Consider the following 26,324-nt stretch of genomic DNA (forward strand, 5'->3'; position numbering starts at 1 on the left):
CCGCCGGTCAGTAGAACGAGATTCCGGGGAGGAATGGCCAAGCGGCCGGGATTTTTTTTGGCCGCCTGCGGGCCTGGAGGGGCGGGCGCGGAAAAAACTTTCTTTCTCCTGTCCGTTTTCCCGGCAGTTTCGCGCATGTGGGGTCATGATGGACACGCATGACGATATCTTTGCCGTGGCGCGCGAACTCCCGCCTGCCGAGCGCCGTTCCTATTTGGATGCGGCCTGCGACTCGCCGGAACAGCGGGCACGGGTCGAAGCGCTGCTGGGCGATGCCGAGGAGGCGGATGGGTTTTTCGCGGTGCTTGAGCCGCCGGTCGCCCCGGAGATTGCGGAGAAGGCCGGAGATGTGATCGGGCGCTACAAGCTGCTGCAGAAGATCGGGGAAGGGGGTTTCGGCGTGGTGTTCATGGCGGAGCAGCGCGAGCCGATCGTCCGCCGGGTGGCGCTGAAGATCATCAAGGCCGGGATGGACACGCGGCAGGTGATCGCGCGTTTCGAGGCGGAGCGGCAGGCGCTGGCGATGATGGAACACCCGGGGATCGCGAAGGTCTTCGATGCGGGATCGACCTCGGCCGGGCGGCCTTACTTCGTGATGGAGCTGGTGCGCGGGCTGGCGATCACCATGTTCTGCGATCAGCAGAAGTACGATACGCAGAAGAGGATCGCGCTCTTCATGAGCGTCTGCGCGGCGGTGCAGCACGCGCACCAGAAGGGCATCATCCACCGCGACCTCAAGCCGTCCAATATCATCGTCGGCCTCGATGGCGATGCGGCGGTGGTGAAGGTCATCGACTTCGGGATTGCCAAGGCGACGCAGCAGCAGCTGACCGACATGACGCTGTTCACGCGCTTCGAGCAATTCGTCGGCACGCCGCTCTACATCTCGCCGGAGCAGGCGAGCCTTTCGGCGATCGATATCGATACGCGCTCGGACATCTACAGCATGGGCGTGCTGCTCTACGAGCTTCTAACAGGGAAGCCGCCGATCGACGCGAGCGAGCTGATGGCCGCGGGCTTCGACGAGATGCGGCGGATCATCCGCGAGAAGGAAGTGCCGAAGCCCTCGACCCGTTTCGGCACGATCGGCGATGAGGAGCGGCGGACGATCGCCCAGGCGCGCCACACCGAGCCGAAGCTCCTCAGCTTCGTGATCCGCGGCGAGCTCGACTGGATCGTGCTGAAGGCGCTGGCGAAGGACCGCAGCCGCCGCTACGGCACGGCCACCGCGCTGCGCGAGGACCTGGAGCGCTTCCTGCGCAATGAGCCGGTGAAGGCCGCCGCGCCGAGCCGGACCTATCAGATGCGGAAGTTCCTGGTCCGGCACCGGGCGGCGGCGGCGATGGTGGCGCTGCTTCTAACAGCGATGGTCGCGGGCACCGTGGTTTCTGCCATGCAGGCGGTCCGTGCGAAGCGCGCCGAGGCTGCGGTGAAGGCGAGCTTGGCCGATGTGGAGCGTGCCCGCCGGGATGCCGAGGATGTCACCCGCTTCCTGGCCGATGTTTTCCGCAGCGCGGATCCTCGGGATGGGAGTTCGGTGACCTTGGCGGAGACGCTGGGTAGGGCGACCGGACGTTTGGACACTGAATTCGTGGATCAGCCCGACCGCCGTGCCCACATCCAGTTGGCCTTGGGCGCGGGCTACTACGGTCTCGGGCTCTATGGGGAGGCGGCAAAGCTTCAACAGGACGCCTATTGGTATTTCGAGAAGGAGTATGGCGAGGCGGATGCCCGCACGCTGGCCGCCATGGACGACCTCGGCCTGACCTACTCCTCGGACAACAAGCCGGGGTATGCCCATATGTATCAGGAAAGGGTCCTGCGGATCCGCCGCGAGACGAACGGGCCGAACTCGCTCGCGACGCTGTCCGCGATGCATCGCCTCGCGACTTCCTACGATGGGACTTGGGACAGGGAGGATGCGAAGCGGTTGCGCATCGAGGTCTTCGGGAAGTACAAGGATATCCTTGGTCCGGATGCCCCGGAGACCTTGGGGGCGATGCAGAATCTCGCGATCTCCTATGAGGCGACGGGTAATCCGCAGATGGCGCTCAATCTGCGGGAGGAGGTATGGAGCAAGCTTCGCGAGCAGGGCAAAGCCGAGTCACCGGAAGGAATCCGGGCCATGGGCAATCTCGCGATCTCGTATGGTCTGGCCGGACGGAATGGCGAGGCCCTGAGCTTGCTTGAATCCGCGCTTGCCGGGAGTCGCAAGGTCTTCGGGGCCGAGCATCCGAACAGCCAGCGCTGGATGAATCAACTGGCGGATGCCCATGCTGCGGCCGGGCGCTCCGGCGAGGCGCTGCCCCTGCGGCAGGAGGCGGCGCGGGCACGCGGCAATTCGCTGAAGATCGGCAGCGGTCCGAAGGAGTTGCGGGATCTCGCGGGAGCCGCCACTTCCTATGAGAACGCGGGTCTGCCCGAGGAGGGTGCCAAGCTGCGCGAGGAGATCGCGCGGCGTGCGGAGGTGGAGATTCCGGTAAACGCCGACTTCCAGTATGTGCATCTCCTGACGGCGCGGGTCGAGGCGCGGGCACGCGCGGGCCGCTGGAAGGATGCGGCGGCGGACGAGGAGCGGCTGATCAGCTTCGGCCCGGAAAGCGGCCTCTACCTCAGGCTGGCCGCGCTGCTGCTGCGAAGCGGCGATCATGCGGCCTATCAGCAGATGTGCGAGCGCTGCATCGCCGATTTCGGCAAGTCGCCGAACCTGCAAGATACCGAGCGGATGTCGAAGATTTGCTGGCTGATGCCCGATCTCGCCATCGACAAGGAGCAGGCCAGATCGTGGAGCACGCTGGCGATGCAGCTCGATGGCTATTCGAAGACGTGGGCGAAGTTGAACATGGGGATGGCGGAGTATCGATGCGGGAACCATGCCGCGGCAGAAGCCATGCTGGGTGAATGTCTCTCGTCTTCTGTGGTCGGGGGCGATTGCGGGGCCAGTGCCCATGCCTTTCTGGCGATGACGCTTCATCGATTGCAGCGTGATGGCGAGGCGCGTGAATCGCTGGCCACGGCGGGCCGTTTGCTCGGTGAGACTTTTGGCCAAGCGGATGGCATGCCGCAGAAGGTTGCGACAGGGCAGTGGGATGATTGGCTGATCGCGCGCTGCGTCTATCAGGAGGCCGTCCGCTTGCTAGATGACGCGAAGTGAACATTCGATTGCCTCCCGGGCTCCGGTTTGCGCATCGTCCCGGTAGTGGACCTCGACCCCGATCACCAGGCCTTCATAGACGCGGCGATGCTTCCGCTCGGCGACGCGCCCGCATCCCGCGAACTCCTCACCCAGGCCGTCGCCATCGCTGCCCATGCGGGTGGCCCGCCGGTCGATTCCACGGCTGCCACGAGTCGGCTGGCAGTGACGGCCCGCCGCTTCCGGATGCGGCGCTTGCTTGTCCAGGCCCTCATGCTCGGCATCCTCGTTGGCGTCGGGTGGTTCACCCTCGGTGCTCCTGCTTGGCTTCAGTCGATCAAGCGGAACCTCGTCACTTCCCAATCCATCGCGGGTAACATGCCGCGTTCCGTCGAACGGCTCCTGTTCAACGACGATACCGAGGGATTCGTGGAGCAGTGGATGGCCGAAAGGGTCGATTCCGCCGATCATCTGATTGCCTTGGGCGGACCAAGCCACGGGTCGAAGGCGGCCCGATGGAAGGCGGTATGGGGCCAACATCCGGGCGATCCCGCCCACTACCTTGCCTATGCCGTGGCCTATTCCGGCGATCACGGGAAATGGCCCGCGGACTTCGTTCAAACCGGCGAAGAGCTGGATCCGCGCAACGGCTGGTTCCGTTGGCTGAATGCCTCTTCCCGAGTCCCCGATGTCATCAGTCCGGGTTCACGTCCCGTGCGTCTTCGCGGTGGCGCGATGACGGCGGGAGCCCTTGCCGGAATCAAGGATGAGGCACTGCTCGGCGAACTGTTTGGCGATTGGGACCGTGCCCTCGCAATGCCTGTTTGGGACGACTATGTCACGAAGCTCCGCGACCTGCGGATGAGCAGATGGCCGCCGGCGGAGGACTATCCCGATCATCTTCTTTCCTATTACTTCTCCTACTCTCATCCGGAAGATCGGAGCATCGCCTGGCAGGCGATCCGGAGATCTGGAGAATTGCTGCCGGTGGCCGCCCGCCACTTCGCCGCGAAAGGCGACCGGCCTGCCTTGGACGCGGTCGCGGAGCGCTTCCTCGGAACGCTCCGGGCCTTCGCCGCATTTCCCCAGCCGAACCTCGGCCAATCCGAGACGGTGGAAGACTCGGCCGTGAAGGTCAGCAGACAGATTGCCGATGCTTACGGCGTCTTGGGAGCGCCTGACCAAGCATCGCGTTTCCGGGACTTGGCGGACCGCTTGGACCAGAGGGTGACCAAACGTTTGCGAAATCCCAAGGATGCCTTGGAGGAAAGGCGTGGAAGCACCTTGGCGAGAATGTCCAACCCGGCCCGGATCACGCCGGTCTCCGAAGATGATCTGCGTGGTGGACGCTTGGCGGAATATGCGGCGACCGAGCGATTGGCGTTGCAGGGTGTCGCGCTGTTCCTGCTGCTGGTGCTGCCCTTCATGTTGCTCGCCGTGCTGCGCGAGCGGCGGGCCACCCGCGTTCTCGGAGATCGTCTGGCCGGCGTGCTGGAGTGGTCGGACCACGCGTGGATCTTTTTGTTAGGGCTGCTGGGGCCCGGCTCGGTTTACTGGGTTTCATTGCGCTTGCCGTGGCTCGGGTTCCGCGATTTCTCGCTCACCGGGATCCAATTCGCCGTGATGTTCGCGGTCGCCACGGGCTTGGCTCTCTCGGTTGTCTTGTGCAGCCTTGAGGCGACCCGCTGGCGTTTGTCGCGCCGCGCTGCGGTGGCCGGCTTCGGTTCCCATGGTTTCAATCCGGGCCGTTGGATCGCAGCGCTCGCGCTGGGCACCATGCCCTACGCCGCGGCGATTCCGCACTTGGAGAAGAAGTGGAAGGTGGATGATGATTGGACCTCCGCCATCATCTGGTCGCCGCTGGCGCTTCCCTTGCTATGGCTGCTCTGTCTGGCTCTCGGGTTCTTTGCCGGCTCGGCTTCGCGCCGCCTGCACCGCTTCACCTTGCTGCGCGCGGCTTCGCCCTTCGTCGCTGCCGCGACTTTGCTTTCGGCCATCGCCATCGCCGCCGTGCATGCGGAGGAAAGGAAGTGGGTCGGCCGCATCCGCTTCGAACAGGTGAATCGGAGCGATGCCGGAGTCTCTAACTTTTCCGGTTCCGAGTTTAGTAGCTACCTCCAGGGGCGTCTTCGCGAAGCCCTCGATGCCGTGAAATAGGCATCGTCCCGATCCGGCAAACATGCAAGGTGGATACAGGGTGGACTCGGCCGAGCCAAAAGCTCAACCGGGCGTGGCTCTCGCCTTGCTTCGCGCCGTATCTTCCGGCCATGGTATCCGCCTTGGATCTTGATGCGGACAAGCAGGCTTTTGTCGATGCGGTGATGCTGCCGCTGGGAGACGATGTGGAACGGCGCGAGATCTTGGAGGAATGCCTAGCAGTGGCAGAGACCTTGCCGCGGGTTCCCAAGGGCGATTTCATCGGTGCCGCAACACGACGCATGCACGCGACTGCGGCTTCCTTCAAGCTGTGTCGACGGGCAGGTCTGGTCGTTGCATTGGCCGCGATTCTTGCAGCAGGGTGGTGGGCGGTGGCGGGGCTGCCGGCCTTGCGTTCGTGGGAGCGGGTTTACGTGGCGAACCAGATGAGCGGGAGCATGGGGAGCATGTGCTGCGAGCACGGGAATATTCCGACGTTTCCGCGCTTGGCTAAACGGGCTGAAGTATTCGAGGACGATCCCGGGATGCGCCGTTTCCTATCGGGGATCGGGGAGGACCGGCGGCTGCACCTGATAGGGGGGAGAGCAAAGGACAGGATGCCGCGCGATGGAAGGCGGTCTGGGACCGGTATCCTGATGATCCCCGGCATTATTTCGCTTATGCCGCGGGCTACCACAAGGAGCATAAAGAATGGCTCCCGGATCTGGTGGCAACGGGAGAGAAGCTCGATCCCGGCAACGGCTGGTTCCGGATGATCACCGGCTCGGAAAAAGTGAGGCTCACCATGGGGATTCCACCTTCGCCGAAATTGACCCGGGAAGAAAGGCGGGCACTCGCTGCTGCGCCGCCACCGCCGCCGCCGACCCGGGGGAAGCGGCCGGCAGCTCCGCCGAAGCCGGTTCCGATGATTCTGGATCAGGCAGCATTCGATGACGCTCTCGTGACCTTGGACGCGGCCTTGGCGATGCCGCGCTGGGACGACTATGGTGCGGCGCTCGACCGGATCCGTTTCGAGGCGTCACCGCTTCCAGTGGACTTTGCCGATCACACGATGAGCCAGATGCTTGCTCTCGTTCAAGCAGAGGATTGGACCCGGGGCTGGTCCCATATCAACGCTTATGGAGAAGCTCTTGGCTTGGCAGCGGAGAAAGCCGCGAAGGATGAAGATCGGGTGAATCTGGAGAAGATTGGCAGGACCCTGCATCAACTGGTCGAGCGGCTCTCAAGGATGGATGAGCACTACCTGACCCAAGCGATTGCGCGCAGGGTGCTGGTCAGCGGCTGCAAAGGGCTGGCAAAGGCGTGGCAGAACCTCGGGGAACCGGAGCGGGCGAAACCCTATGAAGAGATCGTGCGCGATCTCGGGCCTTCGCGGTCCCGCGCACCGGTGCCGAGCCCGGCCCCGGATGCCCTGGACTTGGGACAGACGAGCGCCTTCCTGGCGAAGACCATCTTGGGAAGCCGCAAGCCGCATTCGACGCCGGTGAGTGAGGCGGAGGTCCGTGCCGGGCGGATGGCGGAGTATGCGATGTATGAACGCTTCATGATTCATGTTGGGGCGGTGTTCCTGTTCCTCGTGGCGATCTTCCTGGGGATTACGTGGTGGCGCGACCGGCGGAAACTTGGCCTGCTGCCGGAGCGGCTCGCAGGCATGCTGCAATTCAGGGATCATTTGCTGATTCTGGCGCTGGGCTTCGGTCTGCCGGTGGCGGTCTACGCCGCCTCGACACGGGGCGATTATCTTGGAGCGCGGGACTTCGCCTTGGGGGAAGAACGCTTCATTCTGTGGATCCTGCAGATTGTCTCGCTGGGGGTGGCGGTTCTCTTGCTTTCGCTGTCTTTCGCCCGCTGCTGCCTATCGCGGCGTGCCACGATGCTTGCGATGGAGGGGCGTCTCATGGATACACAGGTCTGGATGGCCATTCTCGCCTTGGGAATGATCCCGGTAGGGGCCGTATTGCCGAGAGTGCTTTCGTCCGGCAAATGGATGGAAATGATGTGCTGGAGTAGCGCCGGCTTCATGGCTGGCCTGCCGTTGCTTTGGGTGCTGTATCTTGCGGTTTATCAATTTGCGGGAAATCCAGCCACGAGGCTGCACCGGGCGCTTTTGGTGCGGGGTGTGATTTGGCCGCTATGCCTCGCCATGCTGCTCGCAGTCGCGGCCATTCCCTTGTTGTATGCAGAAGAGAAATCTTGGGTAGCCCGTCTTGACTATGATGCGCTGTCTCCCGAGTTCGATATCTTCAATACCCGTGGGGAGCGGGATGAGGGGAGATGGCTTCAAGGGGATTTGAAGAGGTATTTGGAGAGCATCCGGTGAATCGGGCGGATTCGGCCGCGGACTTCATATTTCCGCGACATGGGTCGTCGAAGTGACATGCTTCCGCCATGGGCCGCGTGCTGTTGTTGTTCCTCTCTCTTGTCCTCCCCCTCGCCGCGCAGGATGGCAAGGCGGACCGGGAGTTCACGGTCAAGTCGCTCGATCGCATCGCCAAGCCGGTGCTGGAATCGCTTGCGGCGGGAAAGCTCAAGGCCCAGATGCCGCTCGGTCCGGGTGAGAAGGGGCGGGCTTCCTATACCTGTCTCGAAGCCTTTGGCCGGACCATGGCCGGGATCTCGCCGTGGCTCGCGCTCGGGCCGGACAAGACGCCGGAAGGACGGCTGCGGGAACGCTACATCTTGCTTTCCCGCCAGGCGCTGGTGATGGCGACGGCACCGGATTCCCCGGACCGCATGAATTTCTCCGAAGGCGGTCAGCCCTTGGTCGATGCCGCCTTTCTCTCGCAGGCGCTGCTGCAGGCTCCCGCGCAATTGTGGGAGCCTCTGAAGGAGGAGGAGAAGGCCAACCTTGCTGACGCGCTGAAGCAGACCCGCAAGATCAAGCCGCCCCAGAACAACTGGCTGCTCTTCTCGGCACTGGTGGAGGCCGCGCTGTGGAAGCTCACCGGCGAGTGTGAGATGCCGCCGATCCAGCGCGCGCTCGAAAAGCACGAGCAGTGGTACCTGGGCGATGGCGTCTATGGCGACGGCCCGGAGTTCCACTGGGATTACTACAATAGCTTCGTGATCCAACCAGCGATGCTGGCCGTGCTGGATGTGTGCCGCGAGAAGAACCACGAGCTGGCTAGCCGCTGGCCGGCGGTGCTCGGGCGGGCGAAGCGATACGCCGCGGTGCAGGAGCGGCTCATTTCTCCGGAGGGCACGTATCCGGTGATGGGGCGGTCGAGCGCGTATCGCTTCGGGGCCTTCCAGCACCTCTCGATGATGGCGCGCCGGGGGGAGCTGCCTCAGGATCTTGAGCCCGCCGCCGTGCGCGGCGCTTTGACCGCGGTGATCAGGAGGACTTTGGCGGCTCCGGATACTTTCGATAAAGAGGGCTGGCTCAGGGTTGGGGCAGTGGGGTATCAGCCATCGATCCGTGAAGGCTATATCTCGACCGGGAGCCTTTATCTTTGTCTGGCCGGGATGCAGCATTTGGGGCTGCGGGCGAATGATCCATTCTGGACGGCGGCTCCGAAGGCTTGGACGCAGAAAAGGATCTGGGCGGGGGAAGATGTGAAGGCCGACCACGCCCACGGCAAGTAGGTGGCTTCAATCCCGCTCGATCACTGCGGTCGTGCGCAGCGTGGCGGCGAGGTCCTTTAGCACCTGCAGGCGCCGCGCGCGTTCGACTTCCTCGCGGATGCCGTCCGCCACTTCCTCGAAAGGCTGGACAGCTGCCTCGCGTACTTCTTCCACCTTCACCAGGTGCAGGGCCTGCTCGTAGAAGAAGACCGGGCTAACCTCGTCCTTGCGAAGCGAGAAGAGCATGGACTCGAAGGGATTGAAGACCCGCTGCTGCTCGATCCAGCCCAAGTCGGTCTCGGCACCGCGCTTTTTGGTGTGGGTCTTGGCGAGGTCCGCAAAGTCCGCGCCATCCAAGGCCCGGCGGCGCAGGTCGAGCATCGCGGCGTAGTCGTCCCACGGATCGGCGCTTTCGGGGAAGCGCACCAGGTGCAGCGCCCGTGCCGAGGGCGGCTGGCGGAAGCGCGCGCGATTTGCTTCGTACCATGCACGAAGATCCTCCTCGGTGAGTTCCGGTAAGTCGCGCCACAGGCCTTCGGTGAAGCGCTCCATCCGCAGCTTGGAAATCGTTTCCGCGCGCAGGGATTCCCGCTGCGCATCGAGCAAGTCCCAAGACGCGCCGTGCTCCCGCCACTGGCGCAGGGTGTCCTCGAAGGCCGAGCGCACTTCTTCCGGCGCCGGGGCTGGCGAGTTCTGCTCCGCTTCCTGGGCAAGCAGGATGCCATCGATGACTTCCTCCTCCGCGAGGGTGCGGAATTCCCCGTCGCGTTCGCAGCAGGAAACCTCGCTGAGCATTTCCGCCTCCGCCTTGAAGCGGGCGAAGGCGTCCTCGATCAACCCGGGATCGGCGGTTTCGCCGTTGATGCGCAGCATGGCTCTCAGCGGTTGGCCGGGGCCGGTGGAGGATTGGAGGCCTCCATGAATGAGGTCCGCGCGTCCTGCATCGCGCGGTATTGCGAGAGCTGGGCGGGCGTCAGGATCGTTGTCAGGCGCGCGAGGCGGTCTTCGGTAGCACCGCGCTTCGAGGCGATCATGTGTTTCTGGACCTCCACAGGATTTTTAAACGCCTCGGGATCGTCGAGGAAGGGAGTCATGTCCTCGAGTGCCGTAAGGTAGCTGCCGCCCATCACGCTCAAGGACTTGGTGATCAGGTCCAGACCCTCCGGCCGCTTTTTCGCCGCCGCCGTGCTGGATTCGATCAGGGCCTGCCGCGCTTGTTCCTTCTGGGAGGGCGAGAGATCGATGCTCCGGACCAGATCGGAGTAGGACTCCGAGGCGCGGGCTTCGATGTCGTTTGCCTTCTCGCGGGCCTTGAAATCTTCGTAAGCGATCAACTGTTCCGGATCGAGGAGCCTCTTCACCTCGCTTTCGAAGATCCGCTCGGAATTGGCAGCCTCGGTCATCACCTCGATCGGGGTTTTGCCCCGCCCTTGGAGGGTTTTGAATCCCTCGCGCAGGCCTTCCTGCAGGGCCTCGATGGCTTTCTCCTGCTCCTCGTCCAAGCCCATGGCCTCCGACCAGCGGTTCAGCTGGGCGCTGCGGGTCTTTTCGCCGGCGCTGGCGTAGGTCTTGTTGAAATTGCGCTCCGCAGAGGCCGTCTTCTGATCGGCCTCCATTTCGCCGCTGCCTCGACCGCTCGCGTTGCGGGGTGCGCGCACCAGCGGGCGCTCCGGATCGTTGCTGCGGTTGCGGGATTTCCCGCCCGCGGACTGCTCCTGCCCGGCTTCCCCGGCGACCGCTTCGGGTGGGGCTCCGGACGGCTTCACCAGCCACCCCAAGGAAAATCCGGCGAGCGCGGCGGCGATGGCGATGACGGTGGGCGGCTTCATGGGCATGTGTATAGCGCCACTGAACGCCGTTTTCGTCCCTTTTCAAGCCTCGCGGATCGCCCGGATCGCCGCGGCCATGTCCGGTGCCTTGAAGGTGGAGGATCCGGCGACCATCGCATTTGCCCCGGATTTTGCGCAGTGTGCGGCGGTCAGCGCGTCGATCCCCCCGTCCACCTCGATGTGGTATTCCAGCCCGCGCTCCTCGCGCAGCTTCGCCGCCGCCTCGATCTTGGGCAGTACTTCGGCCATGAAGGGCTGGCCGCCGAAGCCGGGGACCACGGTCATGCACAGCAGCAGGTCGATCAGTTCGAGGTAGGGCAGGGCGGCCTCGAGCGGGGTCGCCGGATTGAGTGCCAGCCCGGCCTTGCAGCCCGCTGAGCGGATTTTACGCAGCGTGTCGGCCACGTCGTGCTCCGCTTCCACATGGACCGTGATGAGGTCCGATCCGGCCGCCACGAAGCGCGGCAAGTAGTGGTCCGGCCGCGAGACCATCAGGTGGACGTCCAGGAAGATGTCGTTGGTCTCGTGGACCGCCTGCACCATCGCCGGTCCGAAGGAAATGTTGTCCACGAAATGCCCGTCCATGATGTCGAGGTGCAGCCAGTCCGCACCGCTCTGGATCGCCCGGGTGACTTCCTCGCGAACGCGGGAAAAATCGGCGGCAAGCAGGGACGGGGCGATGACTCGGTCACGAAAGGTCGGCGGGATCACGCGGGGAAGGTGAAGTTCCAAGTGAAAAGTTCCAAGTGCCAAGGAGAAGGAAGTTCCAAGTAAGAAGGGCGAAGTTCCAAGAAACTTGGCACTTGCTACTTTTCACTTGGAACTTTCATGGCTTGGCACTTTTCACTTGGAACTTATTCCTCCCTGCGTGGACCCGATCATCGATCTCCCTGGCGACGACTTCTTCATGGGCCAGGCCATGCGCGAGGCGCGGAAGGCCTATGCGGCCACCGAGGTTCCGATCGGCTGCGTGATCGTGCGGGAGGGGCGGATCATTTCCCGGGCTTGGAATCAGGTGGAAACCCTGAAGGACGCCACTGCCCATGCCGAGATGCTGGCCCTGACCGCCGCGCAAAATGCGCTCGGCGACTGGCGTCTGGAGAAATGCACCCTCTACGTGACCAAGGAGCCCTGCCCGATGTGCGCCGGCGCGATCGTCCACTGCCGGCCGGAGCGCGTGGTTTTCGGCTGCCCGGACCCGAAGGCCGGTGCCGCGGGCGGCTGGATCAACCTGCTCGAGGCGAATCCGCCGCTCAATCACCGCTGCGAGGTAACCGCCGGGGTCATGGGCGAGGAATCCCTCGCCATGCTCCAAAGCTTCTTCCGCGAGGCCCGCGAACGGAAGAAGGCGGGGGTGGAAAAGAGCCGGCCCGGCGGTGCGGCTGGCGACTTCTGATTTTCCGCGCGCTGCGGCTTGCCCCTTTCCCGCCGAAGCCGTACAGCTCCGCGCGTGGCCGCTTTGCCGAACATCTTCGCCGTTATCGGCAGCGACGACGGGCGCGTGAAAGAAGAAGCCCTGCGAGAGCACCGCAAACTGACGGGCGGTATCGATGACGGCTTCACTCACGAGATGATCGAGGGCACCGCTGACAATTCGGAAGGTGCTTTCCAGATCTGTCGCTCGGTGGTCGAGGCACTCCAGACCCTGCCTTTCTTCGGCGGCGAGAAAGTCGTCTGGCTGAAGAATGCCAGCTTCCTGGTGGACGATGTCACCGGCCGCGCGGAGCGCACCTTGTCCGGCGTGGACTCCCTGAAGAGCTGCCTGGAGGGAGGGCTAGGCAAGGGCGTGGTATTCCTGCTCAGCGCCACCGGAATCGACAAGCGGAGGGCCTTCTGGAAGTTCCTCGAAAAGAACGCGCACGTGAAGGTCTACGACAAGATCGACACTTCACGCGAGGGCTGGCAGGAGGAAGTCGCCGATCTGGTCGAGAAACGCGCGCGGGATCTCGGCCTGCGCTTCGAGCCGGACGCTCTGGAACTTTTCGTCATGCTTGCTGGCGAGGCGACCCGCCAGATCGGCAATGAACTGGAAAAGATCGACCTCTACCTCGGGCTCGACCGCCGGGAGGTGACGCTGGACGACGTCCGGCGCATGGTCCCGCTCAGCCGCGCGGGCGTGGTCTTCGAGATCGGCAATGCCCTGCAAAGGGGCGACGGCGCCCGGGCGCTTGAACTCGTCGATCAGCAGCTTGAGCGCGGCGAGAACGCGATCGGCCTGATGCGCGCCTCGATCATTCCCACGGTGCGGAATCTCTTCATGGCGAAGGTGCTCGCGGAGAAGCGCCTGCCGATGCGGAATTACAAGGACTTCGCCGCCGCGGTGGACCGCCTGCCCGAGATGGAGCGCATGTGGCTGCCGCAGAAGAAAGCCGGCGGCGTGAATATCTATCCGCTCTTCCTCTGCCTGCGCGGCGCGGAAGCCTTCACGATGGACGGCCTGCGCGGTGCGATGGAGTCGGCGCTGAAAGCGGATCGCTCGCTGGTGACGACGGGCCTAGATCACCGCTTGGTGCTGCACCGGCTGGTGGCGGAGGTGACTTCCGCGGCGCGGAAGCGGTAGGTTCTCTCATTCCTCGTAAAACTCCAGCGGCAGGCCGTCCGGGTCCGCGAAGAAGGTGAAGCGCTTGCCGGTGATCTCGTCCACCCGCACCGGCTCGACGAGTACACCGCATCTCTCCAGCCAGCCCACCGCAGCATCCAGATCCGGCGTCGCGAAGGCCAGGTGCCGCAGGCCGATCGCCTCCGGATACGAGGGCCGCGGCGGCGCGCCGGGGAAGGAAAACAACTCGATCTGCGTCCCGTCCGGCAGCGCGAGATCCAACTTGTACCAGTCCCGTACTTCGCGGTAGGTCTCCTCGATGATCCCGAAGCCCAGCACTTCCGTGTAGAATGCCTTCGAGAGAGGATAGTCCGAGGCGATGATGGCCACGTGATGGATGCCGCGGATCTGCATGGAGGGATGTCAGTCGGGCAGTGCCAGGATGTCCAGAATCTCCCGCCGCGCAATCTGGGTGACCTCGTATTCGAAGCGCGAGAGGGAGGGCGCTTCCGGTGTGATTTCCGTGAGTTCGTCCCGTTGTGCCCAATGCTTTTCGAGGCCGTGGCAGAGAAGCAGTGAGAGCACTCCCAGGATTACCGCGATCGCCTGAGCCGGCAGCAATACGCGGCAGAGCACGAGGCGCTTGAGAAGGTTCCCCGAGCGACTGAACAAGCCGCGGAAGGCCGCCACTATGATCCAACACTCCGGAATCAAGATGACGATGAGCACCGCCATGGTCAAAGCCGTATTGGGCTTCCATGGCAGCAAGGCATGGCCGACTACGGGAATCGCGAGGGCGACCACGAGACACACCAGCCATGCGACCCACTGGAAGCGCCACCGCAGGCCGAGGAAACCCGCCCGCTGCTCCAAGCGACGGCGGGCCACCACCACTGGCAGGACCACCATCAACCAGGTGATGAGAGTAACTCCCACCGCCGGGGTGAGGAATTTCAGCGGAGCGATGCCCCACTCCCGGCATCCGGTCCACGGCAAGCGCGCCAGCACTTGATACGCGATGAAAGGCAATGCCACGCCCCCGCCCAGTATCAGGGCCCAATCCTTCGGGGTCAGCAGCGACACCAGGCGGGCGGAAAGCAGGCGCTGCAATTCACCGCCGCGGAAACGGTAGAGCGCGAGGCAGAGCCCGCAGATCAACAGGGTAGGGCAGAGCACGAACAGGGTCATGCACTTCAAGGCGAACTCATGCTCGGCGAGGCGGCCCGGTGCGAGGCGACCGCGAAGCTCTGGTGGATTGAGTACCTGCTTGCTGACGGTCGGAAGGGCCAGCCCCGCGAGCGCACTCATTTCGCGGGTGAGTTCCTCGCGGGCCGCTGCGTTCGCTTCGCTGGCGGCGTTCCTCTTCTCGTAGTAAGCGTCGTAGCGATCCGCCACAGCCTGCAGGCGGGCGGCGTCGGCGGAGAGTTCCAAGGTTTCCGCCGCCCGGCCCAAGTCCCGATAGCCGCTGCGGAGCAGAACCTGCTTCACGAGGGCGTCGATCATCGTGCTATCGGTCGCGGGCGCGTAGATCGCGATGAAAGAATCCCAATCCGCGATGAGATCGCGCAATCCTTGGGAATCCTTCTCCGCGACCAGCCGCTCGCATTCTGGCCCGACCAAATCGGTCAAATGCCGGACCGGCAGGCTGGCGGCGCGCATGCCTGCCACATACATCACGGTGGGAAGGTGGTTGAAGGCCGAGGTTCTCCGCGGCAATAGCTCCACGCGCCGCCGGAATAGCTCGCCTTGCCGCAGGTCGAAGGAAGGAAGATGCGCCGCCTCCCGGAAGAGGTCCCGCGCCTCCTTCAGCTTGGCCGCGTCCTTCACGTCGTAGCTTTTCGGCTCCTTGGCTTTTACCTGGGCAGGTGTCCTGGGCCGGGCTTCCACGGCCTCTTCCGCCAGGACCCCGGCGGCATAGGCGGCGAACCAAGCGTTGCCGGGATCGATCCGTTTGCCGGTCTCGAGGAAGTTTGGCGGCAGCGCATCGTGCTCGGAACGATAGGCCAGCACGTAGTCGACGTAGTAGTCTGCATTCTGTGGATCGCTATCCCGCAGCGCCTGCCAGCGCTCCGCCCGCGAGCGGCGGGAGAGGTCGCCGAGCAGGAGCAGCCGCTGCGCCGGTGTCAGCCCGCGGGCGAGGAGTTCTTCCGGCGAGGGGCCGGTGCTCGCTGAACCCGGGCCGGACCCTCCCATGGCGGCGAGAAGTTGGACTTGCGGATAGTAGTGCCGCCACTGGAGGAATCCCAGCACTGCCGCGATTCCGGCTGCGATGAGGGCTACGATCCAAAGCGCCGCCCGCCAGCGGCCGGACTTGCCCCTGCGGTCCGCTGCTTCCAGCCGCCCGACTGCCGTCGCGGGAATCTCGCCGCCATCCGCTGCGATGGTGCCTTCCAGCATCTGCCGCGCCGCCATCTCCAGCTCGGGATTATTTGCAAAAGGGTTGAGGGCGGCGGCGATGAAGCGCTCGGCGGGATCGGGCATGATTCTTTATTGGCTGATGATGCTTCGCGGGAAAGTCTCTCAAGGCTTGGTCTCGATGATCTCTAACAACTCTTCCCGCAGCACTTGGGTCACGTCCCATTCGTAGCGGGAAAATGAGGGGTTCTCCGCCGAGAATCGGGAGATCTCATCCTGCCCGAACCAGTGCTTCTCCTCCAGATGATAGAGCGGCATGGCCAGCATCATCAGCACCATGCCCGCGGCGTAAGCGGGTATGACCGCCCGTGCCAGCGTCATCCGCCGCAGCAAGGACTGCTGCCGCGAGAACAGGGCGCGGATCCCGGCGATCAGTGCGTAGAGCAGGAGTATCCCTATCAGACCTGTCGCAATGTTCATTACGATCCCGGCATTGCTTCCCTTTTCCAAGGAGAGCCCGAAAGTCGGCAGCGCCGCCGCCGCGCAGGCCACCGCAGCCCATGGCACCCAGGTCTGCCGCGCCCGGAGACCCGCGGCTCCCGCGCGGCGATTCAATCGCGCCCGCGTGATCAGGACCGGCAGGACCAGCATCAGCGACAGCATGGTCCCGAACTGCGCCGCGGGCACGATGTAGGCACTTGCCGCCAGGCTCCAATCCCGGCCGCCCCAAGGAGTCAGCCGGTAAATCACCAGGTAGTAGAGCGCGGGCAGCATGATCCCGATGCCGATGATCCGCGCGTGATCGCTCACCTTCAATAGTTCTCCCAGGCGAACGGAAAGCCGCCGTGGCAAAGCACTTCCGCGGTAGCTGTAGAGTCCGGCGGCATTCATTGCCAGCGCCAGCACGATCCACGCTGCCAGAGCCAGCACGCGCCCGGCGAAGGCGTGGTCGGCCAGTCGTCCCGCTTGGAGTTCTTCCGCGGGAATCTCCACGGTGCGCAGGGTCTGCTTGGAGAGCATGGGCCAGGACGCGCCACCGAGCACGCTCCCATGCTTCTGCAATTCGGGCAGCGGATCGGGGCGGGATGTTTGCACCCTCTTCCGTTCCTCGAAACGGTCATCGAGCGCTTTCAATCTGGCGGCTTCCTCGGACAATCCAAGGTCCACGGCAGCCTCGTGCATCGCTTTGAGAGAAACCCGGATGTTTGACGTGGCGAGAAGCATATCGATCACCCCGATGCTCTCCGCCCGGATCATGTTTCCGGTGAGGAGATCCCAGTCGCGCCGCAACTGCCTGAATCCCACGCGATCCCCGGCTTTGGCGAGATCCATCGCTTGAATCGCCATCACGTCGCCCAGATATCTGATCCGAAAGTTCGGTGCACTCGTTCCGGCAAGGTAAGAAAAGGGCACGAATTGGTCTGTCGTGTCCGTCCGAGCTGGCAGCAGGGGGATGCGCTTTCGTAGCATCGCGGGCTGGTAGCTGTCGAAGCGCGGCTTGGCGCTTGCTTCGTGCAGCAGGGCCAGCGCTTCATCGCGCTTCGCCGCATCCTTGATCAACTTGAGCTTCACGCCTCCGGGTGAAGTGGTCGTCGCCCTGCTTCCGGGATCGATCGCCTGACGTGCGGACTCCCCCGCGGCGATGGCGATGAACCAGCCATTGTCGGGATCCAGCTTGCGTGCGGTCTCGAGGAAGTCCAACGGCAGAGCACTGTGGTCGCTGAGATGGGCGATGGCATAGTCCGCGAAATAAGCGGCGTTGTCCGGCTCGCTGTCCCACAGGCCCTTAATCCTTGCTGCACGACCAGCCTTTGCCGTGTCCCCGAGCAGCAGCAGGCGCTCCTTCGGTTTGAGATGGCCGGCCAGCATCCTGTCGCTCATCGCGGGGTCGATGTAGAAGGAGCGGATGGAGAGGGTGTTGGCGAGCAGTTGGTAGGCGGGCCACATCGAGATCACCGAAGCCGCGGTCAATCCCAACACCGCGGCCGAGACCCCAGCCGTCAGAAGGTAGAGAGCCGCTTTCCACCGTTTCAGGAATCCCGGACGGTCCCGCTGCTCCAGCGTCGCCGCCGCGATATCTCGCGTATCGCCGGGGCCCGGCGCTGCATTGCGGATGGCTTCTTCCAGTTGGTGCCGCGCCGCGATCGTCAGCTCCGCATTGTCCTCCATGGGACTGATGGCGGCTTGGATGAAACGTTCGGCAGCGTCGGGCATCGCAGCCCTTTAGCAGAGGGAGGCAGGGGAGGGGAATGGTGGTGTTGCGGGTGGTAGCGAATTGGAGCCACAAGGGGCTTGTAATCAATGCTGTAAAATCGTTAGGCCGCCTTTTCCACCGCCCGCTTGCCGAGCGCCATCCGCTGCGCCACGCTCCCGCGTCGCCCATGTCCGATTCCTTCGTCCACCTCCACCTTCACACCGAATATTCCCTCCTCGACGGCATGGCCCGGACCAAGGAGGTGGCGGCGAAAACGAAGGAACTCGGGATGCCGGCGGTGGCGATGACCGACCACGGCAACCTCTTCGGCGCGATCGAGTTTTACCAGGCCTGCAAGAAAGCGGGGATCAAGCCGATCTTCGGCTGCGAGATCTACCTCGCGCCCTTCTCGATGGAGGACAAGAAGGACATCCCCGGACGCAAGCGCGCCTGCCACATGACCCTTCTCGCCGAAACGGACGAGGGCTGGAGCAATCTCCAGAAGCTCGTCTCGCTCGGCCACCTCGAAGGCCTCTACCACGGCAAGCCGCGCGTGGACCGCGAGGCCCTGCGCCGCTTCGCGAAAGGCATCATCTGCCTCACCGGTTGCATTTCCGGCCCGGTGAACGAATGGCTGCTCCTCGGCGATGAGGCGAAGGCCCGCGAGACCATGGCCGAACTGGTGGACATCTTCGGCAAGGAGAACACCTACGTCGAAATCCACATCCACGATCTCGAACCGCAGCGCAAGATCACGCCGGGCCTGCTCAAGCTGGCGAAGGAATTCGACCTCAAACCGGTCGCCGCAAATGACGTCCACTTCCTCAACAAGAACGATCATGACGCGCACGACGTGATGATCTGCATCGGCACCGGTCGCCTGGTGATCGATGAGAACCGGATGCACTACACACCGGAGGTCTACTTCAAGACCGCGGAGGAAATGCGCGCGCTCTTCGCCGAGATCCCCGGTGCCTGCGATGCGACCTTGGAAATCGCGGAGCGCTGCAATGTCTCCCTCAGGCTCGACTCCACCAGCTCCGAGAAGTATCCGCAGTTCGGCACGCCCGATGGCTCGCCGCGCGAGGAATACCTGATGCGCGTTTGCCAGGAAGGCCTGGTAAAGCGCTACGGCGAAGAAAAGGCCGTCCGCGAGGACATCCAGGAGCGCATCAAGTACGAAGTCGGCATCATCAACCAACTCGGCTTCGCTTCCTACTTCCTGATCACCGCGGACTTCATCCAGTGGGCCCGCGATCATGACATTCCCGTCGGACCGGGCCGCGGTTCCGCGGCGGGCTCGCTCGTCGCCTACGCGATGGGCATCACCAATATCTGCCCGCTCGATTTCGGCCTGCTCTTCGAGCGCTTCCTCAATCCCGAGCGCGTCAGCCCGCCCGACGTCGATATCGACTTCTGCCAGAGCCGCCGCCCGGAAGTCATCGACTACGTCCGCCAGAAGTACGGCGAGAAGAGTGTGTCCCACATCATCACCTACGGCACCCTCGGCGCGAAGAGCGTGATCCGGGACGTCGCACGCGTGATGGGCGTGAGCTACGGCGAGGCAGACCGCATCGCCAAGATGATCGAGCCCAAGCCCGGCGTGACCCTGAAGGGCGAGTTCGACTCGAAGCCCGAGCTGAAGGACCTCATCGAAAGCTCCTCCACCTACAAGGACCTCTGGGACTTCGCGACCAAGCTGGAAGGCCTGACCCGCAATGTCGGCATCCACGCCGCCGGCGTCGTGATCGGGGACCGCTCGCTAGATGAGCACGTCCCGCTGACACGCGGCAATGAAGGGGAAGTCGTCACCCAGTACGACATGAATGCGATCACCGAGGTCGGCCTCCTGAAGATGGACTTCCTCGGTCTGAAGAACCTTACCGTGATCCATGATGCGGTGGGGCACATCCGCGTCCACCAGCCGGACTTCGACATCGAAAAGGTCCCGCTCGATGACAAGCCGACCTTCGACATCCTGAACCGCGGCGAGACGATGGGTGTGTTCCAGCTGGAATCCGGCGGCATGGTCGAGACCTGCCGCAAGTACCAGATCGAGAAGATCGACGACATCATCGACCTTCTCGCCCTCTACCGCCCGGGTGCCATGCAGTTCATCGACCAGATGATCGAGGTCAAGAAGGGCCGCAAGAAGCCCTTCTACGAGCACCCCCTGCTCGAGCAGGTCTGCGGCAATACCTACGGGGTCATGATCTATCAGGAGCAGGTGCAGAATGCGGCCAAGGTCCTGGCCGGCTACACGCTCGGCGGTGCCGACCTTCTGCGCCGCGCGATGGGCAAGAAGGATCCGAAGAAGATGGCCGAGGAGCGCTCGAAATTCGTTGAGGGCGCGGGCCGGGTGAACAACATCAACGAGAAGCTCGCCAACGCCATCTTCGAGAAGATCGAGATGTTCGCCGGCTACGGCTTCAACAAATCCCACTCCGCCTGCTACGGCCACATCTCCTACTGGACCGCCTACCTGAAGGCGAATTTCCCGGTCGAGTTCATGGCCGCCCTGCTCTCGAACGAAATCAACAACACCGACAAGATCGGCGTCTTCGTCGCGGAGTGCCACCGCATGGCCATCGAGATCCTGCCGCCGGATCTCAACCGCTCGAAGCTCCGTTTCGCGCCGGAGCAATTGCCGTCCGGGGTCTTCGCGATCCGCTACGGACTCGCCGCGATCAAGAACGTCGGCGAGGGCGCGATGGCGCAGGCAATCGCCGACCGCGAAGCCAAGGGGCACTTCGCCTCGCTCGAGGAATTTTCCAACCGCCTCGACTCGAAGTCGGTCAACAAGCGCATCCTCGAAAACCTGGTGAAGGCCGGTGCCCTCGACTGGACCGGCGATACCCGCGCCCAGATGTTCAACCGCCTGGAGCAGGTGGTCGCCAGTGCTTCCTCCGCCCAGAAGGACCGCGCCTCCGGCCAGGTCTCGCTCTTCGATACCATGGACTTCGCCGCCTCCGCCCCGGCAAGTACGGCAACCGCCGTAGCCGTGGAAGAGTGGACCAAGGACGAACGCCTTGCCCAGGAGAAGGAACTGCTCGGCTTCTACGTTACCGGCCACCCGCTCGATAAATTCCGCGGCGTGCTCGATTCCGACAAGTACATGAGGCTGGGCCTGCTCGATGAGATCGACGTGACCAATCCCCGCGACCGCTTCCCCTTCGCCGGCATGATCCGCACCCTGGAAGCAAAGATCACCAAGAGCGGCAAGCCCTTCGGTGTGATGGTTGTGGAGGACTTCACCGGCTCCGCGGAAGTCGTCATGTGGGGCGAGTCCTTCGTCCCCGCCCGCGATGCCGGGACCCTTGCCCCCGGCAAGGTGATCAAATTCAAAGCCGCGATCCAAGTCGACGACCGCACCGAGTCCCGCCGCCTCACCGGCTACGAGTTGAACGAGCTCAAGCCCCGCGGCAGCTCCGCGACCAAGGGGGCCCTCGAGCTCACCCTCTGGACCGCCCGCCATTCCGAGCGCGACCTCGCCGAGATCCGTAACGCCCTCGCCGCCAATCCCGGCAAGGTGCCCGTCTTCCTCCATTTCCAGAACAGCGCCGGCCGCCGCGCCACGTTGGAGTTGAGCGAGAGTTACCGGGTCAAGCGGACCGACCTCTTGGAGAAGGCCTTGGGACGTTGGATGGACTAGAAAGGCGGATCCATCGGCGCGGGATCATTCTCCCAACAGGGAACGGTCGGTGCCAGGCAGGGACTCCACCCACTTCGCGGCAGCGGCGGGGTCGGCATTGTTCCAGAAGTCGCGAAGCGAGCGCAGGGATGAGGTCCGGAGCGCGGGATCGGCGATGCTGCCGGTGAGACGGATGGCATCATCGAAGAGCTGGTTCTTTGCCAGCGAGCGGGCACCGCGTTCCTGGAACTGATCGCGCAGGCCACCTGCGGGCATGCGCTCGAACCAAGCGATCATTTCCGGGCCGTGGTCATTCATGGCGGACGCGAGCGTGTTCCATGCGCCCTCCGGCAGGGAGTCCTGGCCGGGATTGCGAGCGAGCCAATCCTCGAAGGCGGCTACGGGAGCATGGTTTGCCTGGCCACTGAGAACGGTGAAATCCAGCCGCTTGCGCTCTTCCGGGTCGAGGTTTTCCGCGGTGCCGATTCTATCCAGCGCCGCCTGCGGATCCTTCTCGGCAATGTCCCTGAGCAGGAATTCCTCGGCCTGGCTCGCTTTCCCTTCCGGAGTGGACTCGCGAGCCATCGCTAGCAGCCGCTCGCGAATTTCATCCTGACCGGCGGCCTTCGTGACAAGGGTTGCCAACATGGACTTGCGTTCGTCCTCCTTCAGATAGGGAAGTTCCCGCTCGGCGAGGGCGAGGTCCGACTTCCCAATGTCGTCTAGCAAACGCCAGCGCATTACCCGGCGATGCTCCGCAATGGCGGGGGGCAGGTCCTCGCGGCGGAGGAAAGCGAGCGCCCCTGCCGGGTCCACTTCACCCCAGGCGCCGATGGCGTTGGCCCGGCACAAAGAGTCGATGCGATTTCCGACCGCGCAGCCCGCGATGGCCGCGGGGCCATCCTTCGCGGCCCATTCCTTGACCACTTCCAAGCGTAGCAAGAGATGGGCGGTGCCATTCCCCATCGGTGGGAGCTCGGTGAAGAACGTGCCCAGTTCTTCCGCCTCCAGACCGGCGAGGAGACGATGGGTCTCGGCTTGCAGTTCCCAATTCAGCGAGAGCTCGGGTGCCTGCGTCCAAAGGTCCTTGATCCGCTGTTTCACCGCGGTGATCCGGCGCGCGCGTGCCTCGGGAGACTCGTCACTCCTTTTGGAAGAACGCGCGGAGAACGTGGAGTCCGGACGCGGGGTCTTGCTCTCGGAAGAACGCGCGAGCGGGGGATCGCCGGGTGAAATCCCCGAGGCCGTGGTGCTCCGGGGGCTATCCGCAACACGTGGCGCGGTGCCATAGCCGATCCACCCCGCGAGCACGAAGACGGCAATCGCGATTCCTCCGCGGAGCAGCATGACGCGGCTATTCTCCATCCGGGACGGCGGGGGTGATGAATGAAACGACATCCGGGGCCGCCTTCTCCAGCCACAGGGCGGAGGCCGCCGGGTCGAGCGCTTGCCAACGGATGAAGTAAGCGCGCAGCCGCTCCCCTTGCCGCGGTCGCTCGCCGGTATTCGCATAGCCGGAGAGGACGTAAAGCTTGGCCTGATCCAGCGCAGCTTCGAGCAGCGGCGCAGGCTGCGATTGCCGCTCCAGCCACGCATCCGCAGCTTCCGGATCCGCGCTGTTCCAACTGTTGAAAGCGATGCCGCGATCCTTGCCGCTGCCGGCGCCGGGATGGGCGTCGAGCCATGCGATCGCCTCGGCAGGCTTTTCCCGCGCGTAGGCAAGAAGGCTTTTCGACTGCGCCTTCGCGCGCGCTTCGGCCGTCATCGGCAGCGTCTCCAGCAGTTCGAGCGCATCGCGGGGCGACTGGCGGTTCGCAGCACTGGCCATCGTCTCCGCCGCCTGCACGCGGTCCGCCTCGTCCATGCCTTCTAACAGGCGGAAGCAGCGTTCGCGCTTTTCCACGCTGCCGGCAAGGGATTGGGCGAGAAGGATGACCACCTGGCGGCGGGCTTCGGCCGGCAGGCCGCGGGCCTCGGCAAGTGCATCGGCGGGCGGCTTTTGCAGGATCGTGGCCGCCCGGATCCGGTCGAGGCGGGTGGCTTCGATTTCGCCGGGGTGATCTTGCGCCCAACGGACCGCGGCTTCCGGGTCGCGCTGCATCCATGTGCCGATGAGATTCGGCACCAGGAGTTGCTTCATGTCGCCCTTCCGATCCGAGAGGGAGGCGAGGGCCGCTTGCGGATCCAGCTCACCCCAGCGGGAGAGGAGCATGCAGGCCACGATGTTCACCGGATCGCTCTGAAGAGGATCGCCGGCGATCTGCAAGCCATCCCGAACCTGCTCGAGGGAGAAGCCGCGGATCTTCTCCCAAGCGGGGAAGTGGAGCGCGTTCTCGGGGTTCTTGGGACTCTCCGCGACAAGATCGCGGATGAGGGCCGCGAAGTCTCGTTCGGGTTCGCGCGACTTCGAGCGATCCGGAAGTGAAGCGGTCGTGGCACCGTGCTGGTTGCTTCCCGGCAAGTTGGTCCGGGGCTCGCTTCGCGTGGGTAGCAAGCTCCCCGCCCAGCCGGAGATGATGGCGCCCCCGGTGAGGAAGAGGAGATAGCTGCGGGGAAGCGGCATGGAGAGACCTATCTCCTATGAGGCCGGGGGCGGGAAGGTCAAGTTTCCCCGCAGCTCTGGGCGGATGGACTCCCCCCGCTTGCCAAACGGAGGACGGATGCATGCATCCGTCCTCCGCAGGTTGTCATGAGCATTTCGCGTTTCGCCGTAAGCTACGGCTTCGTGATCCGGATCTCGCTGTCGTTGGCGGTGATCACGGTCTTCGTGGACTCCGCGACGTATTTGAGCGCCACGACGAGCGGCACATTTCTCAGCCGGAGTTCCTTGATCCGCGTTGCGCCGTCGGCTTTCGGATCGAGAACCACCGGGAAGACCGGCTCTCCCTTGGAGAGCTCCCTCGCCCGCAGGTTCAGGAAATCCACGGCCTCTTTCAGGGACGTGTCTTCGAAGTCGACGATTGGAATGATGATCTTGCTACCGGCTTCCGCCGCCTTGCCCTCGAACTTCGGCGGCGCGGGCAGTGGCCCGACAACGAAGTTGTCCTGCTCGTCGGCGGGAACGAAGGTGACCGCGAATTCGTCAATCTTGAATCGCGTCCCTGTCTTCCCCGCGATTTCGCTGAGGACCTTGAGCATGGTCGCATTCTTGAGCTCCAAGCTCAGCTTGGCTGCTCCCGGATCGGGTGTTCCGGCAACCCCGGGCCGCGGCTTGCGGATCACGAAATTCACGCCCTTCTTGGCCGGATCCTTCTCAGCGGTATCGAGTTCCTTGCTCCGCAAGCGCACGAAGTCGATGGCCTCCTCCAAAGAGGCGTCCTCAAAATTGATCAGGGGAATGACGATCTTGTTCAGCTTCGCCATAATGTATGCCGTTCCCGGATTCACCGGGGGCTGGTTGACGATCACGCGGGGCACTGCCGGGGCCTCCTTCTTCTCCGGCTCCTCGGCCTTTGTCGCGCCGAAGATGGTCAGCGTTCCGATCATCGCCACGCCGCCCGCCCGCCATGCGGGATGGGCCTTGCGATGAGCCGATATCTCACGGATCCGCGTCTTCAGTTCCGCATTTCGCTCGAAGATCCCCACGAAGCCAAGATTGAGCCCGAGCTGCGGCGTGGCCGATTGAAGCTTCAACAGGGCATGGCCGTAGTCGGAACGGCGGTCGTCGTGGTTCAGCGAGAGCACCTGCGCATCGCAGGCAGACTCGCGGTCCGCGCGCATCCGGGCAAAGGCGAACCACAGGATCGGGTTGAACCAATGCATCGCTTGGAAGACGCAGGTCAGCCAGTTCACCGGCAGGTCGAGGCGCTTCAGATGGGTGAACTCGTGCAACAGGATCATGCGCGCCTCCGCTTCGTTGAACCCGGCGGGGAAGCCCGCGGGCAGCAGCAGGGAAGGCCGAACGAGACCTGTCACCGCCGGGCTATCCACATTCGTGGAAACGATCACGAGCGGCTTCCGCCGCAGGCCCACCTCCCGGGCTGCGGCAGTGAGCGAGATGCGCAGGGAATCGTCCACCCGCACGGCACCCTTGATGACGCGGCGCATGTTCCGGCGATAGCTGGCGAGACCTATCGCGAGAACCGCGACAGTCCCGGAAAGCCAGAGCACAGCCAGGGGATTCACCCCGGGGAGGTTTGTCCGAGGGGTGGCGGCGACCGGCGGCTCCGCGGCGGCTGCGGTGCCAAACTCCAATGCAGAAGCCGGAGCGACCGGAGCTGCAGTCGCGTTTGCTTCCGCCTTCGTAGGGAAGAGGCCGAAGGGCACCGCCGGCAAGACCGGCAATGCCAGCACGAGGAGCAGGGGCATCCACAGCGAGTGCCTCCACTGCGGCGGCAGCCAGCGGCGGAGCAGCAATTGCAGGGCGAGGATCGCCAAGGCCAAGACGGAGGCCCTCAGGGTCGTGGCAAGCAGCCAATCAAACATCGATTCGAGCGTGTTCATGGCAGTCGGTTATTTCGAATTCTTACCGGTGGATTGATCGAGGAGCTTCTTGAGCTCTTTGACTTCGTTGGGTGTGAGCCGGGCATTGCGGGCGAAGTGGACCAGCAGGGGCTTCGCTGCGCCTTGGAAGATGCGCTCGAGGAAGGACTCACTCTCGGCTTTCACGCAGGCCTCCCGCTTTACGGCGGGGGAGTAGAGCTTGGGCGAGCCTGCCTCGTCGTTGACCTGAAGCGCTCCCTTTTCCACCAGGCGGGTGATCAGGGTGCGGACGGTATTCTCGGCCCATCCGGTCTTCTTCTTGAGGGCCTTCGCGACATCCGATGCGGAGCGCGGGGACGAATCCCACAGGGCTTCCATCACGGACCATTCGGAGTCGGAAATGTTCGGTGCTTCCATGAAGGGTTTCATTTCACTACAAACGTAAGGAGTTGTCTACTACAATTGTAAGATGAGGGAGTGAGGCCGCCCCTTCGGGACGG

The 26,324-nt window shown here is 63.9% G+C and carries 18 protein-coding genes; 8 read left to right on the plus strand and 10 right to left on the minus strand.

From position 1 onward, the window contains the following. Positions 1 to 145 precede the first annotated feature (145 nt). From ABWK72_RS18900 to ABWK72_RS18920, 5 genes are all read left to right on the plus strand, one after another. Positions 146 to 3,154: a tetratricopeptide repeat protein gene (locus tag ABWK72_RS18900; RefSeq protein WP_367871128.1), complete on the plus strand. Its 3,009-nt coding sequence runs from the start codon at positions 146 to 148 to the stop codon at positions 3,152 to 3,154. 45 nt (positions 3,155 to 3,199) lie between these two features. Then, complete coding sequence (locus ABWK72_RS18905; protein ID WP_367871129.1) at positions 3,200 to 5,290, plus strand: hypothetical protein; 2,091 nt, start codon at positions 3,200 to 3,202, stop codon at positions 5,288 to 5,290. 110 nt (positions 5,291 to 5,400) lie between these two features. Beyond that, positions 5,401 to 6,045 (plus strand): hypothetical protein, encoded by a 645-nt coding sequence (locus ABWK72_RS18910; protein ID WP_367871130.1) that lies wholly within the window; start codon positions 5,401 to 5,403, stop codon positions 6,043 to 6,045. A gap of 209 nt (positions 6,046 to 6,254) precedes the next feature. Then, entirely contained in the window at positions 6,255 to 7,610 is a 1,356-nt protein-coding gene (locus ABWK72_RS18915; protein ID WP_367871131.1) for a hypothetical protein, read from the plus strand. 68 nt (positions 7,611 to 7,678) lie between these two features. After that, the gene (locus ABWK72_RS18920) at positions 7,679 to 8,875 is read left to right on the plus strand and encodes a DUF2264 domain-containing protein (protein WP_367871132.1); all 1,197 of its coding nucleotides are present in this window, start codon (positions 7,679 to 7,681) and stop codon (positions 8,873 to 8,875) included. Between the two features lie 6 nt (positions 8,876 to 8,881). On the opposite strand, the gene ABWK72_RS18925 is transcribed toward ABWK72_RS18920, so the two are convergent. Genes ABWK72_RS18925 through rpe form a run of 3 tightly spaced genes read right to left on the minus strand, consistent with a single transcriptional unit; the run spans position 8,882 to position 11,391 of the window. Beyond that, positions 8,882 to 9,727 carry a peptidylprolyl isomerase gene (locus ABWK72_RS18925; RefSeq protein WP_367871133.1) on the minus strand — a complete coding sequence of 282 codons (846 nt, stop codon included), beginning with the start codon at positions 9,725 to 9,727 and terminating at the stop codon, positions 8,882 to 8,884. 5 nt (positions 9,728 to 9,732) lie between these two features. Then, complete coding sequence (locus ABWK72_RS18930) at positions 9,733 to 10,683, minus strand: hypothetical protein (protein ID WP_367871134.1); 951 nt, start codon at positions 10,681 to 10,683, stop codon at positions 9,733 to 9,735. A gap of 42 nt (positions 10,684 to 10,725) precedes the next feature. Then, positions 10,726 to 11,391 carry a ribulose-phosphate 3-epimerase gene (rpe, locus tag ABWK72_RS18935; RefSeq protein WP_367875358.1) on the minus strand — a complete coding sequence of 222 codons (666 nt, stop codon included), beginning with the start codon at positions 11,389 to 11,391 and terminating at the stop codon, positions 10,726 to 10,728. A gap of 199 nt (positions 11,392 to 11,590) precedes the next feature. On the opposite strand from rpe, the gene tadA reads away from it, so the two are divergent. Then, positions 11,591 to 12,079, plus strand: a complete 489-nt coding sequence (gene tadA, locus ABWK72_RS18940) for a tRNA adenosine(34) deaminase TadA (protein WP_367875359.1) — start codon at positions 11,591 to 11,593, stop codon at positions 12,077 to 12,079. Between the two features lie 54 nt (positions 12,080 to 12,133). Further along, positions 12,134 to 13,243, plus strand: a complete 1,110-nt coding sequence (gene holA, locus ABWK72_RS18945; protein WP_367871135.1) for a DNA polymerase III subunit delta — start codon at positions 12,134 to 12,136, stop codon at positions 13,241 to 13,243. Between the two features lie 6 nt (positions 13,244 to 13,249). On the opposite strand, the gene ABWK72_RS18950 is transcribed toward holA, so the two are convergent. From ABWK72_RS18950 to ABWK72_RS18960, 3 genes are read right to left on the minus strand one after another with little or no spacing between them, the layout of a single operon-like run. Further along, positions 13,250 to 13,636, minus strand: coding sequence for a VOC family protein (locus ABWK72_RS18950; protein ID WP_367871136.1), 387 nt, complete (start codon positions 13,634 to 13,636; stop codon positions 13,250 to 13,252). 9 nt (positions 13,637 to 13,645) lie between these two features. Further along, positions 13,646 to 15,703, minus strand: coding sequence for a hypothetical protein (locus ABWK72_RS18955; protein WP_367871137.1), 2,058 nt, complete (start codon positions 15,701 to 15,703; stop codon positions 13,646 to 13,648). Between the two features lie 39 nt (positions 15,704 to 15,742). Beyond that, entirely contained in the window at positions 15,743 to 17,791 is a 2,049-nt protein-coding gene (locus tag ABWK72_RS18960) for a hypothetical protein (RefSeq protein ID WP_367871138.1), read from the minus strand. Between the two features lie 167 nt (positions 17,792 to 17,958). Here ABWK72_RS18960 and dnaE point away from each other — a divergent pair, with 167 nt between their 5' ends. Beyond that, positions 17,959 to 21,423, plus strand: coding sequence for a DNA polymerase III subunit alpha (gene dnaE, locus ABWK72_RS18965; RefSeq protein WP_367871139.1), 3,465 nt, complete (start codon positions 17,959 to 17,961; stop codon positions 21,421 to 21,423). A 24-nt stretch (positions 21,424 to 21,447) separates the two neighbouring features. Here dnaE and ABWK72_RS18970 read toward each other — a convergent pair whose 3' ends face one another. From ABWK72_RS18970 to ABWK72_RS18985, 4 genes are all read right to left on the minus strand, one after another. Further along, positions 21,448 to 22,749, minus strand: a complete 1,302-nt coding sequence (locus ABWK72_RS18970) for a hypothetical protein (protein ID WP_367871140.1) — start codon at positions 22,747 to 22,749, stop codon at positions 21,448 to 21,450. Between the two features lie 7 nt (positions 22,750 to 22,756). Then, positions 22,757 to 23,965, minus strand: a complete 1,209-nt coding sequence (locus tag ABWK72_RS18975; protein ID WP_367871141.1) for a hypothetical protein — start codon at positions 23,963 to 23,965, stop codon at positions 22,757 to 22,759. Between the two features lie 152 nt (positions 23,966 to 24,117). After that, positions 24,118 to 25,845: a M56 family metallopeptidase gene (locus ABWK72_RS18980; RefSeq protein ID WP_367871143.1), complete on the minus strand. Its 1,728-nt coding sequence runs from the start codon at positions 25,843 to 25,845 to the stop codon at positions 24,118 to 24,120. Positions 25,846 to 25,854: 9 nt separating this feature from the next. Then, positions 25,855 to 26,253: a BlaI/MecI/CopY family transcriptional regulator gene (locus ABWK72_RS18985; RefSeq protein WP_367871144.1), complete on the minus strand. Its 399-nt coding sequence runs from the start codon at positions 26,251 to 26,253 to the stop codon at positions 25,855 to 25,857. Between the last annotated feature and the right edge of the window lie 71 nt (positions 26,254 to 26,324).

This window comes from Luteolibacter sp. Populi, from assembly GCF_040801775.1.
Classification (GTDB): domain Bacteria; phylum Verrucomicrobiota; class Verrucomicrobiia; order Verrucomicrobiales; family Akkermansiaceae; genus Haloferula.

Coding starts and splice junctions, on each gene's coding strand:
- ABWK72_RS18920 (WP_367871132.1), top strand. CDS start 7,679: ATGGGCCGCGTGCTGTTGTTGTTCCTCTCTCTTGTCCTCCCCCTCGCC.
- dnaE (WP_367871139.1), top strand. CDS start 17,959: ATGTCCGATTCCTTCGTCCACCTCCACCTTCACACCGAATATTCCCTC.
- tadA (WP_367875359.1), top strand. CDS start 11,591: ATGGGCCAGGCCATGCGCGAGGCGCGGAAGGCCTATGCGGCCACCGAG.
- ABWK72_RS18955 (WP_367871137.1), bottom strand. CDS start 15,703: ATGCCCGATCCCGCCGAGCGCTTCATCGCCGCCGCCCTCAACCCTTTT.
- ABWK72_RS18970 (WP_367871140.1), bottom strand. CDS start 22,749: ATGCTGCTCCGCGGAGGAATCGCGATTGCCGTCTTCGTGCTCGCGGGG.
- ABWK72_RS18985 (WP_367871144.1), bottom strand. CDS start 26,253: ATGAAACCCTTCATGGAAGCACCGAACATTTCCGACTCCGAATGGTCC.
- ABWK72_RS18960 (WP_367871138.1), bottom strand. CDS start 17,791: ATGCCCGACGCTGCCGAACGTTTCATCCAAGCCGCCATCAGTCCCATG.
- ABWK72_RS18980 (WP_367871143.1), bottom strand. CDS start 25,845: ATGAACACGCTCGAATCGATGTTTGATTGGCTGCTTGCCACGACCCTG.
- ABWK72_RS18930 (WP_367871134.1), bottom strand. CDS start 10,683: ATGAAGCCGCCCACCGTCATCGCCATCGCCGCCGCGCTCGCCGGATTT.
- ABWK72_RS18950 (WP_367871136.1), bottom strand. CDS start 13,636: ATGCAGATCCGCGGCATCCATCACGTGGCCATCATCGCCTCGGACTAT.
- ABWK72_RS18925 (WP_367871133.1), bottom strand. CDS start 9,727: ATGCTGCGCATCAACGGCGAAACCGCCGATCCCGGGTTGATCGAGGAC.
- ABWK72_RS18975 (WP_367871141.1), bottom strand. CDS start 23,965: ATGCCGCTTCCCCGCAGCTATCTCCTCTTCCTCACCGGGGGCGCCATC.
- ABWK72_RS18910 (WP_367871130.1), top strand. CDS start 5,401: ATGGTATCCGCCTTGGATCTTGATGCGGACAAGCAGGCTTTTGTCGAT.
- ABWK72_RS18915 (WP_367871131.1), top strand. CDS start 6,255: ATGCCGCGCTGGGACGACTATGGTGCGGCGCTCGACCGGATCCGTTTC.
- ABWK72_RS18900 (WP_367871128.1), top strand. CDS start 146: ATGATGGACACGCATGACGATATCTTTGCCGTGGCGCGCGAACTCCCG.